Annotated in this window: 15 protein-coding genes; 9 read left to right on the top strand and 6 right to left on the bottom strand. The window is 69.4% G+C overall.

The genetic code is table 11. The features are described 5' to 3' along the window. Positions 1-25: 25 nt before the first annotated feature. Positions 26-1,309, bottom strand: a complete 1,284-nt coding sequence (locus H2Q94_RS21285; RefSeq protein ID WP_243788960.1) for a cytochrome P450 — start codon at positions 1,307-1,309, stop codon at positions 26-28. An 80-nt stretch (positions 1,310-1,389) separates the two neighbouring features. Continuing rightward, entirely contained in the window at positions 1,390-2,223 is an 834-nt protein-coding gene (locus H2Q94_RS21280; protein WP_243788959.1) for a peptidylprolyl isomerase, read from the bottom strand. A gap of 181 nt (positions 2,224-2,404) precedes the next feature. Between H2Q94_RS21280 and H2Q94_RS21275 the strand changes: the two genes are divergently transcribed. From H2Q94_RS21275 to H2Q94_RS21265, 3 genes are read left to right on the top strand one after another with little or no spacing between them, the layout of a single operon-like run. Continuing rightward, a complete protein-coding gene (locus H2Q94_RS21275; RefSeq protein ID WP_243788958.1) occupies positions 2,405-3,094 on the top strand; it encodes an MBL fold metallo-hydrolase in 690 nt (229 codons plus the stop codon). 32 nt (positions 3,095-3,126) lie between these two features. Next, positions 3,127-4,398 carry a histidine--tRNA ligase gene (gene hisS, locus H2Q94_RS21270; RefSeq protein WP_243788957.1) on the top strand — a complete coding sequence of 424 codons (1,272 nt, stop codon included), beginning with the start codon at positions 3,127-3,129 and terminating at the stop codon, positions 4,396-4,398. Continuing rightward, entirely contained in the window at positions 4,395-5,045 is a 651-nt protein-coding gene (locus H2Q94_RS21265; RefSeq protein ID WP_243788956.1) for a hypothetical protein, read from the top strand. Before hisS ends, H2Q94_RS21265 begins: the two co-directional genes overlap by 4 nt. Here H2Q94_RS21265 and H2Q94_RS21260 read toward each other — a convergent pair. After that, on the bottom strand, positions 5,029-5,925 hold the full coding sequence (locus H2Q94_RS21260) for a DMT family transporter (RefSeq protein WP_243788955.1): 897 nt from the start codon (positions 5,923-5,925) through the stop codon (positions 5,029-5,031). The two genes, H2Q94_RS21265 and H2Q94_RS21260, sit on opposite strands and share 17 nt — an antisense overlap. Before the next feature lie 39 nt (positions 5,926-5,964). Between H2Q94_RS21260 and H2Q94_RS21255 the strand changes: the two genes are divergently transcribed. Next, positions 5,965-6,465 carry a MarR family winged helix-turn-helix transcriptional regulator gene (locus H2Q94_RS21255; protein ID WP_243788954.1) on the top strand — a complete coding sequence of 167 codons (501 nt, stop codon included), beginning with the start codon at positions 5,965-5,967 and terminating at the stop codon, positions 6,463-6,465. Between the two features lie 53 nt (positions 6,466-6,518). On the opposite strand, the gene H2Q94_RS21250 is transcribed toward H2Q94_RS21255, so the two are convergent. Together H2Q94_RS21250 and H2Q94_RS21245 are read right to left on the bottom strand one after the other, a co-directional pair. Next, entirely contained in the window at positions 6,519-8,087 is a 1,569-nt protein-coding gene (locus H2Q94_RS21250) for a YibE/F family protein (protein ID WP_243788953.1), read from the bottom strand. Between the two features lie 196 nt (positions 8,088-8,283). Further along, complete coding sequence (locus H2Q94_RS21245; RefSeq protein WP_243788952.1) at positions 8,284-9,561, bottom strand: PucR family transcriptional regulator; 1,278 nt, start codon at positions 9,559-9,561, stop codon at positions 8,284-8,286. A gap of 61 nt (positions 9,562-9,622) precedes the next feature. Between H2Q94_RS21245 and H2Q94_RS21240 the strand changes: the two genes are divergently transcribed. The 3 genes from H2Q94_RS21240 to H2Q94_RS21230 are packed head-to-tail and all read left to right on the top strand — an operon-like array spanning position 9,623 to position 14,598. Continuing rightward, positions 9,623-11,275 carry a class I adenylate-forming enzyme family protein gene (locus H2Q94_RS21240; protein ID WP_243788951.1) on the top strand — a complete coding sequence of 551 codons (1,653 nt, stop codon included), beginning with the start codon at positions 9,623-9,625 and terminating at the stop codon, positions 11,273-11,275. 57 nt (positions 11,276-11,332) lie between these two features. Continuing rightward, complete coding sequence (locus H2Q94_RS21235; protein ID WP_243788950.1) at positions 11,333-13,180, top strand: DUF3556 domain-containing protein; 1,848 nt, start codon at positions 11,333-11,335, stop codon at positions 13,178-13,180. Beyond that, on the top strand, positions 13,177-14,598 hold the full coding sequence (locus H2Q94_RS21230) for a phytoene desaturase family protein (protein ID WP_243788949.1): 1,422 nt from the start codon (positions 13,177-13,179) through the stop codon (positions 14,596-14,598). The genes H2Q94_RS21235 and H2Q94_RS21230 overlap by 4 nt, the downstream gene beginning before the upstream one ends. 27 nt (positions 14,599-14,625) lie before the next feature. Here the strand turns inward: H2Q94_RS21230 and H2Q94_RS21225 are convergent, their stop codons facing one another. Continuing rightward, positions 14,626-15,204, bottom strand: coding sequence for a nuclear transport factor 2 family protein (locus tag H2Q94_RS21225; protein ID WP_243788948.1), 579 nt, complete (start codon positions 15,202-15,204; stop codon positions 14,626-14,628). Positions 15,205-15,301: 97 nt separating this feature from the next. Between H2Q94_RS21225 and H2Q94_RS21220 the strand changes: the two genes are divergently transcribed. Both H2Q94_RS21220 and H2Q94_RS21215 read left to right on the top strand, forming a co-directional pair. Continuing rightward, positions 15,302-16,105, top strand: coding sequence for a LysR family transcriptional regulator (locus H2Q94_RS21220; RefSeq protein WP_243788947.1), 804 nt, complete (start codon positions 15,302-15,304; stop codon positions 16,103-16,105). A 145-nt stretch (positions 16,106-16,250) separates the two neighbouring features. Further along, entirely contained in the window at positions 16,251-17,312 is a 1,062-nt protein-coding gene (locus H2Q94_RS21215; RefSeq protein ID WP_243788946.1) for an Rv2578c family radical SAM protein, read from the top strand. Positions 17,313-17,532: the final 220 nt, after the last annotated feature.

Here is a 17,532-nt window from a genome sequence, read left to right as displayed (position 1 = left end):
TGCCGGTTGCTTTGGTGGTCGCTGCTCAGCAGCTTCGCCGCTGACAAGAAACAGAGCTTCTCGGCGTAGTCGGAAACCGGCTGGAAACTCGGCGCCGGTCAAGCTGCGATGCTGATCCTGTCGTAGCCGCGGATGGCGAAGGCCGCGCCGCGTGGGGAGGCGTCGGCAGTGCGTACTCCGGCAGCCGGGCGGCCAGCGCTGCGAGCACGAGGCCGATCTCCAGCCGGGCCAGTGGGGCGCCGAGGCAGTAGTGCGCGCCGACTCCCAGCGCCAAGTGCGGATTGGGCGCACGGGTCAGGTCGAGTCCGTCCGGTGCGCTGAACACCGCCGGGTCGCGGTTGGCCGCGCCGAGCAGCACCACGACCTTCTCGCCCTCCTCGACGCGATGCCCGCCCAGCTCCACCGGGCGCACGGCGGTCCGCTCGAACAGCTGGTTCGGGGTGTCGTGGCGCAGCAGTTCGTCCACCGCGGTGAGCAGCGCCCGCTCGTCCTCGCGCACCTGCCGCAAGTGCCGCCACTGCTCGGGGTGCTCGTGCAGCGCCACCACGGCGTTGCCGATCCCGTTGACGCTCGCCTCGTGCCCGGCCATCAGCAGCAGCACGTAGTTCGCGATGAGCTCATCTCCGCTCAGGTCGCCGGAGCCATCGGCCAGGGCGCTGAGCAGATCGTCGCCGGGGCGGCGGCGCCGGTGCTCGGCGAGGTCGGCGATGTAGCCGCGGAACTCGCCCGCGGCGCGCTCCGCGTCCCGGCGGGCGGGCTCGTCGATCTCGGGTTCGTACATCCGCACGATCCGATTCGACCAGTTCCGCAACAGCGGACCGTCTCGCAGCGGGAAACCGAGCAGCGTCGCGATCACGTCGACCGGCAGCGGCCGGGCGAGCCCGGCCATGAGGTCCGCGTCGCCTTCCGCCTCGATCCGCTCGCACAGCTCGCCCAACCGGCGCTCGACCAGTTCCGTGATCACCGGGCGCATCGAGTCGACGTGCCTGCGGTGGAACAGCGGGGACACGGCCGCGCGGAGCCGGTCGTGGTGCTGCTCGTTCTCCAGCATGCTCAGCCGGTGCAGCGCGTTGAACGACTCGAACTCGGCCGCGGGCTCCCGATCGGTCCACACGCGCAGCAGCCGCCGGTGGCGCAGCACGGTCGAGCACATCTCGTGGGACAGGGCCACGTGCGAACCCCAGGCCGGATGCCGGTGCAGGGCGGCGCGGGAACGCAGCGCGTGGAAGACGGGGTACGGGTCGGCGACGAAATCAGGATCGCCGGGATCAAGAGCCGCAACCTCGGCTGCGGGGACGTCGGGAACCACCCTGCACACCTCCCGCTGATCTTCGTGAACCCGAGGTGCGGGTGCGCCCGCGCCGGAGGGGCGCGGGCGCACGGCGCGGATCATGCGTCGGCGGTGACCTTGTCGAAGGTGACCTTCTTGTTCGGGTGTCCGCCACCGGCCTGGGCGAACGCGTTGTCGTGCCCGGCCTGCGCGACTTCGTCGATGGCCTTCAGGCCGTCTTCGCCGATCGTGCCGAACACGGTGTAGTCCGGCGAGAGCTGGGCGTCGCCGAAGACCATGAAGAACTGGCTGCCGTTGGTGTTCGGCCCCGAGTTCGCCATCGCCAGGTAGCCGCGGCCGTACTTCAGCTCCGGGAACGTCTCGTCGTCGAAGGCGTAGCCCGGTCCGCCGCTGCCGCTTCCGGTCGGGTCGCCGCACTGCAGCATCTGCAGGCCCTCGGTGCTGATCCGGTGGCAGGAGGTGCCATCGAAGTAGCCCTGCTTGATCAGGTTCGTGAAGCTGTTCACCGTGCACGGCGCCAGCGAACGATCCAGGGTCAGCGGGATGTCGCCGATGGAGCCGGCGATGTTGGCCTGCACCGTTCCCGTTGACGGAACCTCGCCGTTCGCGGGCGGCTGTACCGGCTTCGCCGGCTGGCCGTCCGGGTTGTACGTGCAGGACACCGGATTCGGCAGCGCGGCCGGGCGGGCCGGCGGCGGCGCGAGCTCGGTGGGGATCTGCACCTGCTGAGCGGGCGGCTGTTCCTGCTGTGCGGCGGCCGACTCGTCGCCGCTGTTGGTGAAGTAGACGACGCCCGCGACGGCCAGGATGACCACGGCCACCGTGGCGCCGATGGTGATCATCCGGCGACGCTTGGCCTGCTCGGCTCGACGCTCCAACTGGCGTTCGAGCTTGCGTTTGGCGGCCTGGCGACGTTGTTCGTTGCTCGGCACCTGCTCCCTCCCCGGGGGCTCCGACACGATCAGGACGCTTCGAGTTTATGGGCCGCCCTGTGCACCGGATCGACCAGACCATGCGGGACGATGTTCTAGGCTGAACAGGCCAGGACCGCTGCCCGCTCGAGTGCGCGGGAGCGGTGGTGGAGTTCGTGTTCGACGACGAAAGGCGCGTTGCGTGCTGGTGCTCGGGTTCCCGGCCGGACCTCTGCAGGCGAACTGCTATCTGCTCGCCGCGGGCGAAGGCGCGGACTGCGTCATCATCGACCCCGGTCAGGAGGCCGTGGCGGCGGTGGAGGAGCAGGTCCGCGACAACGGCCTGAATCCGGTGGCGGTGCTGCTCACGCACGGGCACTTCGACCACGTCTTCTCCGCGGGAGACGTGTGCGGCGCCTACGACGTGCCCGCCTGGATCCACCCGGCGGACCGGTACATGCTCACCGACCCCGCCGCGTCCATGGGGCCGCAGGGGGCGGAGCTGTTCGCCGCCTTCCCGCCGCTGAACGCGCCCGCCGAGGTCCGCGAACTCGCCGACGGCGAGACGCTGGAGCTCGCCGGGCTGAACCTGAGCGTCACGCACAGCCCCGGCCATACCGGCGGGTCGGTGCTGTTCGGCGTCGGAACGGGCGAGGGCGGTCGGCTGCTGCTGGCCGGGGACACCTTGTTCGCCGGAGCCATCGGACGCACCGACCTGCCCGGCGGCGACCACCAGACGATGCTGCAGACCCTGCGCACCCGAGTGCTGCCGCTGGAGGACGACACCGTCGTCCTGCCGGGCCACGGACCCACGACCACCATCGGCCGGGAACGCGCGAGCAACCCGTTCCTGCAGGACCTGGTTCCCGCGAGCGGCGAAGCCGGCCGGTGACACTCCCAGCTTGAGGACAGCGAAGCACCCTGATGAGCACCTTCAACGCCCCCAAGGGCATTCCCGAGTACTACCCGCCGGAGTCCGCAGGGTTCCTGGCCGTGCGCGAGACGCTCGCGGACGCCGCGCGCCGCGCCGGTTACGGCTACATCGAACTGCCGTTGTTCGAGGACACCACGCTGTTCGCCCGCGGCGTCGGCGAGTCCACCGACGTCGTCAGCAAGGAGATGTACACCTTCGCCGACCGCGGCGGCCGCTCGGTGACACTGCGGCCCGAGGGCACCGCCGGCGTGATCCGGTCCGTCATCGAGCACGGCCTCGACCGCGGCCAGCTGCCGGTGAAGCTGCACTACAGCGGCGCCTTCTTCCGCTACGAGCGGCCGCAGGCCGGGCGGTACCGGCAGTTGCAGCAGGTCGGCGTGGAAGCGATCGGTGTGGACGACCCGGCGCTGGACGCCGAGGTCCTCGCCATCGCCGACGAGGGCTACAAGCGGCTCGGCCTCACCGGCTACCGCATCGAGCTGACGTCCCTCGGCGATGACACCTGCCGACCCGACTACCGGGCGAAGCTGCAGGAATTCCTCAGCGGCCTGCCGCTGGACGAGGCGACCCGGCAGCGCGCCGAGCTCAACCCGCTGCGGGTGCTCGACGACAAGCGCCCCGAGGTGCGGGAACTGGTCGCCGAGGCGCCGCTGATGGTCGACCACCTCTCGGCCGAATCCAAGGAGCACTACGAGCAGGTCAAGCAGCACCTGACCGACCTGGGTGTCGCGTTCACCGAGAACCCGCGGCTGGTGCGCGGCCTGGACTACTACACGAAGACGACGTTCGAGTTCGTGCACGACGGGCTCGGCGCGCAGTCCGGCATCGGCGGCGGCGGCCGCTACGACGGGCTGATGGCGCAGCTGGGCGGCGCGGAACTGTCCGGCGTCGGGTTCGGGCTGGGCGTGGATCGCACGCTGCTGGCCTGCCAGGCGGAGGGCATCCAGGTCGGCGATCAGGCGCGCTGCGACGTGTACTGCGTGCCGCTGGGCGAGTCGGCGAAGCGGCGGCTGGTGGCCACCGCTGGCGGGCTGCGGGCCGCTGGAGTGCGCGCCGACGTGGCTTACGGCGGCAGGGGCCTCAAGGGCGCCATGAAGGCCGCGGACCGCTCCGGCGCCCGGTTCGCGCTGGTGCTGGGCGAACGCGACGTGGAAGCGGGCAGCGCGCAGCTCAAGGACCTCGGCAGCGGTGAACAGCGGTCGGTGCCGCTCGACGAGCTCGTCGACCAGGTGACGGCGGCCGTCGCGGAGACCACCCGATGAACGAACCGGCGGAAAAGCCCGCCGAGACCGTCGAGTTGGATCTGCTGGACCGCGCCACGGTGCGCAGGCGCGCTCGCAACGTGCTGCTCGCCGGGCTGATCGTGGCGGCCGCGTTCGGCGGCATCGTCGGTCTCGTCGCGGGTCCCGCCGGGTTCGTGGTGGGGGCCGCGGTCGTGGCGATCCCGTTGCTGCTGCTGGCGCTCAGCGAGTCCCGCAAGACCACGTGGCTGACCGGCAGCGAGGTCTCGGTCCGGGCGATGGGCACCCGCGTGGTCGACGTGCGCACCGCGGACCGGCTCGACGTGGTCATCACCGACGTGCGCGGGATGCGGACGGTGGGCCTGCTGGTCGCGGGGCCGCCGAAGGGCAAGGCGGTGACCATCTCGCTGGCGATGTACGCGGGCACCGGTGGCCGTGAGCTCGGGGTCCTCGCGTTGCGGCGCATCGCGGACGCGCTCGCCTCGGTCGGCAGCACGCACGCGCTGGTGCTCTCCGAACTCGTGGTGGCCCAGCTGCGCGCCGAGGCGCGCGGCGACGGCGCCGCGGCACGCCCGCTCTACCGGCTGGCGTCCGTGGCCCCGCAGGGGCGGATGGCGCAGAAGCTGCATCCGCAGGCGGTGGCCACGTTCGTCACGACTCTCGAGTGAGTTCCACCGGCGGTGCGGTGTTCCTGGCGCGTCGGCGGCCCGTCGACTGACCGAGCGCGATTCCCGCCAGGACGAGCACGATCCCGCCGACCTGCTGAACGGTCAGCGCCTCGGCCGCCACGGCGGTGCCCAGGAGCACGCCGGTCAGCGGGTTGAGCAACCCGATGAGTCCCACTTCGCCTGCTTTCAGGTTCCGCAACCCGGTGAACCACGCGGCGAAGGCGATCGCGGTGCCGACGATGCTCACGAAGGCGAAGCCCGCCACCGCCGCGCCGTTCAGGGGCGGTGGTGGTCCTTCCACGAGCACCGCGAAGGGCAGGAGCAGCAGCCCGCCTGCGATGAGCTGCCAGGAAGTCGACGCCAGCACGGGGGCCTGGCCGCTCCACTTCTTGGCCAGCACGTAGCCCACCGACGAGATCGACATGGCCGCCACCGAGGCCAGCACGCCGCGAAGATCGACTGATTCCCCACCGGTCAGCAGCATCGCGCAAACCCCTGCGATGCCCAGGCCCGCGCCGATCAAAGCCGGCGCCGCGGGCCGTTCGGAGAGCACGGCCCAGCCGAGTCCCATCATCACGACCGGGCTCATCGCCATGATCACCGATGCCACGCTCGTGGGCAGCAGCTGAGCGGCCAGGTACACGAGCGTGAAGAACGCGCTCATGTTCAGCAGTCCCAGCAGGATCGACTTCCACCACCACGAACCGCGCGGCAGCGCACGGCAGGCGAGCAGGAGCAGCAAGCCTGCGGGCAGCGCGCGGATCACGGCCCCGTACAGCGGCTGGTCGGCGGGCAAGAACGTGCGCGTGACGAAGTACGTGCATCCCCACGCCACCGGAGCGATCGCGGTCAACGCGACCCAACGCCATGTAGCTTCCATGGAAGCTAATATAGCTTCCCGGGAAGCTACTATGGGAGCATGAACGCCCCGCCCGACCACGTCGCCCGCATCCAGGCCGAGTGGGCACGTGAACGCCCGGACCTCGACGTGTCCCCGCAGCGGGTGATCGGCAGACTGCACCGCCTCGCGGCGCACCTCACCGAGGAACTCTGCGTGGTCTACCGGCGACACGGCCTCAGCGAAGGCGAGTTCGACGTGATCGCGGCTCTGCGCCGCGCCGGAGAACCGTTCGAACGGGCACCGGGTGAGCTCGCCCGGTTCACGATGGTGACCACCGGGGCGATGACCAAACGGATCAGCCGGCTGGAAGACGCCGGGCTCGTCACCCGCAGGCCCGCCACCGATGACGGTCGCGGCCGGGTTGTCGCCCTCACCCCGGCGGGCAGGGAGCTGTTCGACCAGGCGTTCACCGACCACATGCGCAACGAGCACCGGCTCCTCGAAGCCATGACACCCGCCGAGGCCGACCAGCTCGAAACGCTGCTCACCACCTGGCTGGCTCGCATCGAAACGACCTGATCCGAGGCTTGCGCCGCGTCGGTGTCCGGGAACTCGGCGACGTTCGAACGTCGTCAGCTGGTCGGTGCCTGCGGGGGGCGAGGACGCCGGGGAACGCGGATCGTGGCGCTCTCCGCGGCGGCGGCACCCGCTCGTTCCGCGGCGGTGCTGCGGGCGGCGCCGCCGGTTTCGCGGGCGGCGACCAGGGCCGCGATCAGCGTGGTGATCGGTACCGCGGCGACGAGGCCGATGCTGCCGACCAAGGTCCGCACGACCTCCTGCGAGACCGCCTGGGTGCTGATGATCTCGCCGAAGCTGCGGCCGGACAGCGAGTAGGCCAGCAGCAGCGGCAGCGAAGCGCCCGCGTAGGCGAGCACGAGCGTGTTCACCGCCGAGGCCACGTGGTCCCGGCCGATCCGCAGTCCGGCGCTGTAGAGCTTGCGCCAGCCGAGCGTCGGGTTGGCCCGCTGCAACTCCCACACCGCACTGGTCTGGGTGACGGTCACGTCGTCGAGCACGCCGAGCGCGCCGATCACGATCCCGGCCAGCAGCAGCCCGCGCGCGTCGATCGGGGTGCCCAGCGCGGCGATGAGGCTGGAAGTGTCGTCGTCCAGTCCGGTGAGCTGGGTCGTGGCGGAGAACAGCGCGCTGAGCCCGCCGATCAGCGCCAGGCTCAGCAACGTCCCGAGCACGGCCGTGGACGTGCGCGCGGAGAAGCCGTGCGTCAGGTACAGCACCACGAACATGATCAGCCCGGACCCGACCACCGAGACCAGCAGCGGATTCTCCCCGGCCAGGATCGCGGGCAGCACGAATCCGATCAGCACCACGAAGCTCAGCACCAGCGCCCCCAGCGCGGCGAGCCCCTGCCACCGCCCCAGCAGCAGCACGGCGGCGGCGAACACCAGGCCGAGCACGATCAGCGGATTGCCCCGCTGGAAGTCCACGACCTGGTAGGACGACTCCTCCTGCGGGTTGGCGCCCGCGTAGGACAGCACCACCTGGTCGCCGACGGCGAAGCGCGGAGTGCCGGGTTCGGTGGGCATCACCTGGGCGATGGTGCGGCCGGGGTTCGGGCCGTCGGCCATCCGCACCTGGAGGGTGACGCAGCCGCCGGAGTCGCCGCAGCCGCCCTCTTCGGCGGCGATGACCTCACCGTTGACCGGGTACTGGCCGAGTCCCAGGTCGGCGCCCGTGCGCTGCTGGTGGCCGAAGGGGTAGAGCAGGACGGTGCCGACGATGGCGGCCAGTGCGAACGGCACCAGGGCGATCGCGAGCAGGCGCTTGACGGTGCGGGAGGCGGGCGGACCGTCGTGCCCGTGCCCGATGGCGGTGGCGCTGCCGCTCGGGCCGGGGGAGGCGGCGGGTTCCCCGCCGGTAGGCCGCTGCTCGCCGCTCTGGGGGCCGGTCTCCGGGCCTGCCGGACGGCGTCGCCGGGAGCGTGGTCCGGTCGCGTCGGGGCGTTCGGCCGGGCCGGGCTGAGAACCGTGCGCAGGCCCGGAGCGGGCGCCGGATCCGGGTGCGGAGCCCGGCGGGGGGCCGCCGGAGTCCGATCCGGGGCGGCGCGGCGGTTGCGGTCTGCCGGGGCGAGGTCGGCGATGCTCTCCGCCGCCGGGAGGCCCTGCTGGAGGCACGTCGGTCACCCGCCAATCGTATGGGGTCCGCGCGTGCTCGCACCGCCACTCCGCCACGGCGCGATCACACCTGCGCACCGGTGCGGCGACGGCGGATCCCGGGGTCTCCGGGATGTCGTTCGATTCGATGCTCGACTCTTGTCGGGGCGGCCCCCAGCGCCGGTGCTGACACCGACCGCACGATTGCGGCGCGAGCGGCGGTTGATCAGGAGTGCTCGCCTCTGAGCACGGATGCGCCCAGCCATCGGCAAGCGTGGAGGGCCAGTTCGATGTCCAGACGGTCTGCTCGGATGGGAGCCCCGCGCTCTTCTTCAGCTTTCTTCACGCGGTACTTCACGGTGTTGTAGTGGAGGTTGAGCACTTCGGCCGCGGCCTTGTAACTCGATCCTTTCGACAGGAACTCTCGTAACGTGCCCCGAAGCCGCTCCGCGTTGTCGGTATTCGCCGCGAGCGGTCCGAGGACCTCTTCGACCCAGTCCTTGGTGTCCTTGGTGCTCTTGCTGAGCAGCGCGATCGTCGGCAGTCCGGGCTCGTCGTAGAAGGTGACGCGGCGGTCGCTGCTCGCCAGCAGCGCGATGTCGCGGGCGAGCTGGGCACGCCGGTGACTCGTGCGGAATCCGGAACGGCCGTGGGCCACGGTGCCCGCTGCGATGGACAGCGAATCGGTGCGTCGGGTGACGCATCGGCGGATCCGGGCGTGATCTACGGCAGCTCGTTCGCCCAGCGGGAGCCAGGCCCAGCCTGAAACCCGGTCGGAGGCGACGAACAGCGGCGCGCGGACGACCTCGGCGCAGTCGGCGATGGCTTGCGAGGCCTGTTCGAGGTCGTTGATCCGTTCGCGGCCGGTATCGGGGAGCCAGAGGATCAATGCGAGGTGGTGCTGGTTCAGCGAATAGCCGAGGTCGGCGTCGCCGGCGGCGGTCGGTGCGTCCGTTTCGCTGAGGAGTTCGCGCACGCGCACGGTGCGCAGACTGCTCCGGGTGGCCAGCCAGCGCTCGCGTTCGCGCTCGTACACGTCGACGACTTGCTGTGAGATCCAGTCGATGTAGTCGGAGACCACGGTGATGATGCGGTGCGCCACCGCGAGGTGGAGCGTCGCGTCGAGGTCGGTGCGTTCCAGTTGTTTCAGCGCGCTGTCGAGCAAGGTTCGTTGTCCGAGCCGATACGCCCGGATGAGCGCGTTGACGGGAACACCCCGCTGCGCGAGGCGCCGCGCGTACTCCATCGCTGCGGCGGGTGCTTCGAGGTGTTCGGCTGCGATGTCGTGCTGGAGGGTGTGCAGAATGGTGTCGACGTTCCCTTCGATGCTCGCACCGAGGAGTTCTAAGAGTGGGGCGTCGCCGCGAAGTTCGGTGATCTTCGATTCCAGCACTTTTTTGATCGTCAGCGTTTCCCCGGTCAGGCGGCTGTTGAGATCCGCCGCGACGACGGCTGCCCACCGGTCTACGACATCGCGGTCGGTGCGCTCGTTACCTGTCGTCATCCGACAACGATAGCCTGCAGTTGCTGTGCCAGGTCAACTACGTCGCGCGGCAATTACCCGATTGACCTGGTGGGACGCCTCAATCTGCGTTCCTCCGGATTTCGGGGGCGGGGTTTGCCCGACGCGGTTTTGTCTCCGGAGGACAAAGCCGTCGGGAATCTTCATCGCGACAGGACATGGTGCAGGTCACATCCGGATTCGTATCGTCGATTCGCCACGGTTACGACGAGGTGATCAGGACGGTTTCATGAATCTCTCGGATTTGCCCGCCATGCGTGCCGCACAAGATCCCGATGGGCCGGCGATCGCCGATGAATCGGTGGAAATGACGAACGCCGAATTCAGGTCCGCAGTTGTGGTGGCAGCGGGTGTCCTGCGGTCTCGCGGGATCGCACCGGGCGACGTCGTGGCGATCATGCTGCCCAACAGCGTCTCGTTCGTAGTGGGCTTGTTCGCCGCGTGGCGGGTCGGCGCGACGGTGACACCGGTCAACCCCTCGCTGGCAGCGGGCGAGGTCGCACATCAGCTCGCCGACTCCGCCGCGAAGCTGGTCGTCACCGCGCCGGAGTGCGTCGCTGCGCTGCCCGCCTCGGTTGATGCGATCACCGACTTGGGGGCGCACTCCGGGGACATCGAAGTCCCGGGAGGAGAACCGAGTTCCCTCGATCTCGCCTTGCTGATCTACACGAGCGGCACCACGGGCCGCCCCAAGGGCGTCATGCTCGACTACGGGAACCTCGCCGCGATGTGCGCGATGATGATCGAGGTCTTCGAATTCGACGGTGCGGCGCACAGCCTGCTGATACTGCCGTTGTTCCACGTGAACGGCATCGTGGTGAGCATCTTGTCGCCGCTGCTGTCGGGAGGCCGCGTCACCATCGCCGGGCGGTTCGATGCGGCGTCGTTCTTCGAACGGGTCGAGCGAAGCCGGCCCACGTACTTCTCGGGCGTGCCGACGATCTTCGCCAAGCTGGCCGCTCTCCCCGGCGAATCCGCGCCCGACACCTCCTCGCTGCGGTTCGCGGTGTGCGGTGCCGCGCCGGCGAGCTCGGAACTCCTCGGCAGGTTCGAAGATCGCTTCGGCGTGCCGATCGTCGAAGGTTACGGCCTGTCGGAGGGCACCTGCGCCAGTACGGTCAATCCGCTTCGCGGCGAGCGCAAACCTGGAACCGTCGGGCCGCCGCTGCCGGGGCAGTCGATCCGGGTCGTCGGCTCTGACGGGTCCGAAGTCGGCCCGGGGGCATTGGGCGAGGTCCAAGTTCAAGGACGCAACGTAATGCGCGGTTACCTCAACCGGCCGGAGGAGACCGCCGCGACGATCACCGATGGGTGGCTTCGCACCGGCGATATCGGGTACCTGGACGAGAACGGCTACCTCACCCTGGTCGACCGCGCGAAGGACATGCTGATTCGCGGCGGTGAGAACATCTATCCCAAAGAGATCGAGAACGTCGTGCACCAGTTGCCCGAGGTGTTCGAAGCAGCTGTCGTCGGGCGCCCGCACCCGCTTCTCGGTGAGGAACCGGTGCTGGTCGTTTCCCCGTCCGATGGCGCAATCCTCAATGAAGATGAGATCCGCGCCCACCTGCACGGGAAGATATCCAAGTTCAAGATTCCCGTCGCGATAGTGATCGCGGATTCGCTGCCGAAAAATCCGGTGGGCAAGATCGACAAGACCGTCCTCCGGAAGCGATTCGCGGCCGAACTGGTTTAGCGCCGGATTCGAACGATTGCCGCCCATGCGAAATGTGCATGGGCGTGCGGTTCCCCCATGACACCGAAGGAGTTGATGATGGGGTTCAAGGCAGCCGATTTCCCGCCTGTCGAGGTAGCGGAATTCCTCGAAAAGCCGTTGCGTGAACGCGTGAAGACGCTGGCCCTGCACTGGGTCGAATACGGCTTCGGGTCACCGAAGGTGATCCATACGACGTACATCCTCAAACTGCTGGTCCTCTACGTCCTGGGCGGAGTCGCGCTGGCGACCTGGACATCCGGTGCCGGAGCGGTCTGGGACGTCGCGGGTTGGTGGGACGAGCCGATCGTGTACCAGAAGCTCGTCCTGTGGACGATGCTGCTGGAGGCAGTCGGTTTCGCCGGGTCGTGGGGACCGCTGGCGGGCAAGTTCAAGCCGATGACCGGAGGAATCCTGTTCTGGGCTCGTCCGGGAACGATCCGCTTGCGCCCGTGGCGGAGCGTCCCGTTCACGTCCGGGGACCGGCGAACGGTCGTCGACGTCGTCGCCTACCTCGGGCTGCTCGCCGCGTTGTTCGCGGCGATCGTGCTGCCGGGCGTGCCGAGTGACTCCTTGTCCGCCGTGCTGCCCGCCAACACGACCGGTCTGGTCAACGCCACTCCGACGATCGCGGCGATCGCCTTGCTGGTTCTCGTCGGCCTGCGGGACAAGACGGTTTTCATCGCGGCGCGCAGCGAGCAGTACCTGCCCGCCATGGTCTTCTTCGTCGCCCTTCCCTTCGGCGACATGGTGATCGCGCTCAAGCTGCTGATCATCAGCGTCTGGGTCGGGGCGGGAGTGTCGAAGTTCGGTCACCACTTCTCCAACGTCGTGCCCCCGATGGTGAGCAACAGCCCCTGCATTCCCAGCCGGTGGTTGAAGCGGGCGCACTACCGCGATTTCCCGCGTGATGTCCGGCCATCGGGGTTGGCCCGCGTCATGGCTCACGTCGGCGGGACCTGCGTCGAGATCGGCACTCCGCTCGTTCTCCTGCTCTCCACGAACCACCTGGTGGCCCTGGGCGGTGCTGTGCTGATGGTGGTGTTCCACATCTTCATCACATCGACCTTCCCGCTCGCGGTGCCGCTGGAGTGGAACGTCCTGTTCGGTTACGCCGCCGTCGTGCTGTTCCTCGGATTTCCGAACTGGCAGGGGTACGCCGTGTGGGACATGTCGTCGCCGTGGCTGGCGGCGGCGATCATCGCGGGCCTGGCGTTCTTCCCGATTCTGGGCAACCTGCGCCCGGACCTGGTGTCCTTCCTGCCTTCGATGCGGCAGTACGCAGGCAACTGGGCGTCCGCGCTCTGGGCGTTCGCGCCCGGCGCGGAGGCCAAGCTCAACGGTGTGAAGCGGCCGACGACGAACCAGGTGGACCAACTCCAGGCGATCGGCTACTCGCCCGAGGTCGCCGAGGTCACCCTCCAGCAGACCGTCGGCTGGCGGTCGATGCACAGCCAGGGACGCGGGTTGCTCTCCCTGCTGTACAACCACGTCCCCGACATCGACGATTGGACCGTGCGCGAAGGGGAGTTCTCCTGCAATTCGCTGATCGGATTCAACTTCGGCGACGGTCACCTGCACGGGGAGGACCTGCTCGCGGCGGTGCGGAACCAGTGCGATTTCGAGCCGGGTGAATTCATCGTGGTCTGGGTCGAGTCCCAAGCGATTCACAGCAGCGTTCAGCACTACAAGGTCATCGACGTCGCGGAGGGCGTCATCGAGCGGGGGACGTGGAAGGTGGCCGACGCCGTGCGGGAGCAGCCGTGGCTGCCGAACGGGCCGATTCCGGTGCGAGTGACGTGGTCTCGCGGATCTCAGGCCGCCACGACGCCGCACCGCAGGAGCGGCCTGGACCGGGGCACCGACGAACAGCGGACCACGGCATGAGCACCGCAGTGGTGGTGGGCGGCGGGCCGAACGGGCTCGCCGCCGCGGTGGCGCTGGCCAAGGCCGGAGTGCAGGTCACGGTGCTGGAAGCCGCCGCGGAGGTCGGCGGCGGCACGCGCTCCGGCGAGGCGATCCTGCCGGGGCTGCTGCACGACCACTGCTCGGCGTTCCACCCCATGGCCGCCGGTTCGGAATTCCTCAACGGCCTCGGCCTGGAACGCCACGGCCTGTCGTGGCGGTGGCCGGAAATCGACTGCGTGCATCCGCTGGACAACGGCGATGCCGGAGTGCTGTGGCGGACGGTAGCGCGAACCGCCAGGGGGCTCGGCGCGGACGGACGCCGCTGGCAGTTGCTCTTCGAGCGCCCCTCGGCTGGTTACGACTCGTTGGCCGAGGACATCACCGGGCCGATGCTGCGGTTGCCGAAGCACCCGTTGCGGTTGGCGCGGTTCGGCGTGCCCACCCTCCTTCCCGCATCGTTGCTCGCTCGCTGTTTCGCCACGGAACGCGCCAGAGCGCTGTTCGCCGGCGTCGCGGCCCATGCCTTCCAGCCACTGCACCGGCCGCTCAGCTCGGCCATCGGCCTGGGCATCCTGACGGCGGGGCACCGGTACGGCTGGCCCGTCGCGGCCGGGGGATCGCAGTCGATCACCGCGGCGCTCGCGGCCCTGCTCACCGAGCTCGGCGGCAAGATCGAAACGGGCGTCACCGTCAAGAAGGCTTCGGAGCTGCCGGCGGCAGAGGTGATCTTGTTCGACCTCGCGCCCGGGGCGGTCGCTGAAATCCTGGGTGACCGGCTGCCGCGACGGATAGCGCGTGCTTACCGGCGATTCCGCCACGGCCCGGGCACCTTCAAAGTGGATTTCGCCGTCGACGGGGGCGTGCCCTGGCTCAACGCGGACGCTCGTCGGGCCGGCACGGTCCACGTGGGCGGTGGTCTCCCCGAGATCGCCTCGGCGGAACGGGACGTTTCTGCCGGGCGCCTGCCCGAACGCCCGTTCGTCCTCGTCGGTCAGCAGTACCTCGCCGACCCCGCGCGATCGGTCGGCGACGTTCACCCGGTGTGGACGTACGCGCACGTTCCGAACGGCTACACCGGAGACGCAACCGAGCTGATCATCGGCCAGATCGAGCGTTTCGCCCCCGGCTTCCGCGGCCGAATCGTGGGCAAGGCGGTCCGCACCACAACGGACATGGCGATGCACAACCCGAACTTCGTCGGCGGAGACATCCTCACGGGCGCCAAGGACGCGTCCCAGTTGATCCTGGGACCTCGTACCGCGTTGAACCCCTACAGCGCCGGCGTGCCGGGCGTCTTCCTCTGCTCGGCCGCAACACCGCCCGGTCCGGGCGCGCATGGCATGTGCGGAGCGCACGCGGCTCGGGCGGCCCTGCGCTACCTGGGGGCGCGCGGCTGACCTGCTTCCAATGCTGACGTCAACCACCTATGGCTCAGTGGAACGAGCCGACGGCGGAGCGCCCGCCTGGTGTTCGTGGGGGCGGGCGCTCTGCTGCCGTCGGTGGAGGTCGCTCAGGTCTCCGCGAGCGCCACGGGCATGTCCATCAGAACTCGGTGGTGGGTGATCTTCCATTCGCCGTCCGTGCGTCGCAGGTCCGTGTCGTAGTACCCGGACTCGATGGGGTGGACCGCCGCCTGTGCTCCGGCGGCTCCTGCCTGCCTGCCTGCCCTCCGCAGGGCGGGTCAAGGCGCGGACCTCGAAGACGATGAACTGGGCGTTGAGGTGGGCGTGATCGCCGTCGATCTCGATGATGTGATCCGACGTGGTGTGGTGGCTGGAACCGCCTTCGGGGTGGGGAGCCATGAAGTTGTTGACCGCGTACTCGACGCCGGCACCGCCGCGGACGGGTTCGCCGACCTTCTCGTAGCCGTCCGGTCCGGTCTTGGCGTAGATCTGGACGGTGGCGTCGGCCGTGAACAGCGCGCCTTGAGCTTTGCCGTTTCGCTGGTCGGTGGCGCGGACGTAGCGCGCCAGCACTTCTTGAACGCGGCGTTGCTCGCTCATGGTTTCGGGGCTCCCTTCGTGGTGTCCGGTATCGATGTCACCAGGTCACGGGGTTGGGAGCCATGACGAATGGAGTACCCGGCGATACCCTGGCGGTATGGATCGGTTGGAGACGCGCGAGCTCGCCTACTTCATCGCCGTCGCCGAGGAGTTGCACTTCGGCAGGGCCGCCGAACGGTTGGGCATGGCGCAACCTCCTCTTTCCCGGGCCATCGCCCGGCTGGAGCGGCGCATCGGCGTCGCTCTGTTCGAGCGAACCAGCCGGCGGGTCGAGCTCACCGCCGCCGGAGCCGTCTTCCTGCGGGAAGGAAGACGGGCACTGGACACCATGGACACGGCGGTGCGTCGCACCCGGCAGGCCGCGCGGCCTGGGCCGTTCACCATCGCGGTCCGGCCAGGGACAGGGGCCGGTCTGCTCTCCGAATTGATCCACGGCTACGAGGGGGACCCGCCCGAGATCGTCTTCACCCACGATCAGCCTGCGGCGCTGCACGAAGGGACCGCTGACATCGCCGTGTTGTGCGTCGGATCCGACGACCTGACGGATCTGCGCACGATCGACCTCGCCGAGGAGATGCCGGTCGCCCTGGTGCCTGCCGGTCACCGCCTGTCCCAGGAGGTGAGCGTGACGTCGGAAGAACTCCGCCAAGAGCAGGCCTTCGAGCCCGCGTGTCCGCCGCAGACCCTGGACGAGATCTTCGACAGCGTCCCTCTCGGCCGGCTCATCACCGTCATCGGCTCCAGCGGCATCGCGAGACCGAGCGCGACCGTGGCGGTGGTGCCCGTATCGGACATGCCTCCCACCCGTCTTGTGCTGGGCTGGCCGAGCGGCACGCCCGCGCATCCCGCGCTCGCGGAGTTCACGCGGGCCGCCCGCGCCTGGGCGCCCACCTCGGCGTGATCGGGTCCTCGCGCGAGCGGCTCGGCGCGACCAACAGACCGCGCCGTACCGGCCATGCGTGTCAACGCCGACGGCGATCACCTCGTGGAGACGTCCTGGGGTGAGCCCGCTGGACAGTTGGTCGAAAGTGTGTTCGACTCGATGGATGCGATGGGAGAACCAGCGGGTTTCGAACGAGCGCGAGCAACCGCTGCCGCTGGCCCTCGACGCGCCCGCGCGCGGGAGCGGCAGGGCGGGGCTGGCCGAGCCGGGACCGGGGCCGGTCGCCGCGGGCACCGAGGACGCGCTGGCGATCGAGGTCCAGGCGAAATCGATCATCAACCGTGTGCCCGGCGGCTCCGGAGTGCCGTTCCGCTGGACGATCAACCCGTATCGAGGTTGCTCCCACGCCTGCCGGTACTGCTTCGCGCGCAGCACGCACACGTACCTCGACCTCGATTCCGGGCACGACTTCGACAGCAAGATCGTGGTCAAGGTCAACGCCGGAGCACTGGTCCGGCGGGAGTTGGCGCATCCGCGCTGGACGGGCGAGGCCGTCGCGATGGGCACCAACACCGACCCGTACCAGCGCGCGGAGGGGAAGTACGGCCTGATGCGGGAGATCATCGCCGCCCTGCGGGATCGGGCGAACCCGTTCTCCGTGCTGACCAAGGGCACGCTGATCTTGCGCGACCTGGACCTGTTGCGGCAGGCGGCCGAGGTCGCTCCGGTCTCCGTGGCGGTGTCGATCGGTTCGCTGCAGGAACAGGTGTGGCGGGCGGTGGAGCCGGGGGCGCCCGCTCCGCTGCGGCGGGTGGACGTGGTGCGGCGGCTGACCGACGCGGGCGTGGGGTGCTCTGTGATGATGGCGCCGATCCTGCCGGGCCTCAGCGATGCGCCGGAGCAGCTGGACGAGACCGTGGCGACCTTGGTGGATGCGGGTGCCACGAGCATCACGCCGCTGGTGCTGCACCTGAGGCCGGGTGCGCGGGAGTGGTATCACGCCTGGCTGAGCCGGGACCGGCCTGAGCTGCTGCCGCTGTACGAGCGGCTTTACCGCAACGGCGCCTACGCGCCGAAGTCGTATCAGGACGGTGTGGTCGAGCGCGTGCGCGCCGCGCAGGTGCGGCACGGCATGCGCGCGGAACGGCCGGAGGCGGGTTTCCGGCAGGCGGCCGGAGCCGCCGAGCGAGCGTCGGATGGCTCCGGACAGCTCGCGCTGCTGTGATCGCGGAGGTTCGGTCGGTCGGCGGCGGAATCGGCGGGCGCGTGATTCGGGCCGGGATTGCACTCGCGGAATCCGAAGTGGCGGAGGCGTTTTTCGGACGCCGCGGAATCCGTACTGAAAACCGTTGTCGAAATACCGACTAAAGTAGTAATCGAGCGCAAATTTCTTTCGCGTGAACTATGTGCGACAGTCGCCGAAACCGCAGGTCGCCGATTCATTC

It is taken from the genome of Saccharopolyspora gloriosae, assembly GCF_022828475.1.
Taxonomy (GTDB): domain Bacteria; phylum Actinomycetota; class Actinomycetes; order Mycobacteriales; family Pseudonocardiaceae; genus Saccharopolyspora_C; species Saccharopolyspora_C gloriosae_A.
Note: the sequence above shows the minus strand (reverse complement) of the source record. Positions and strands in the feature narration are given on the sequence as shown.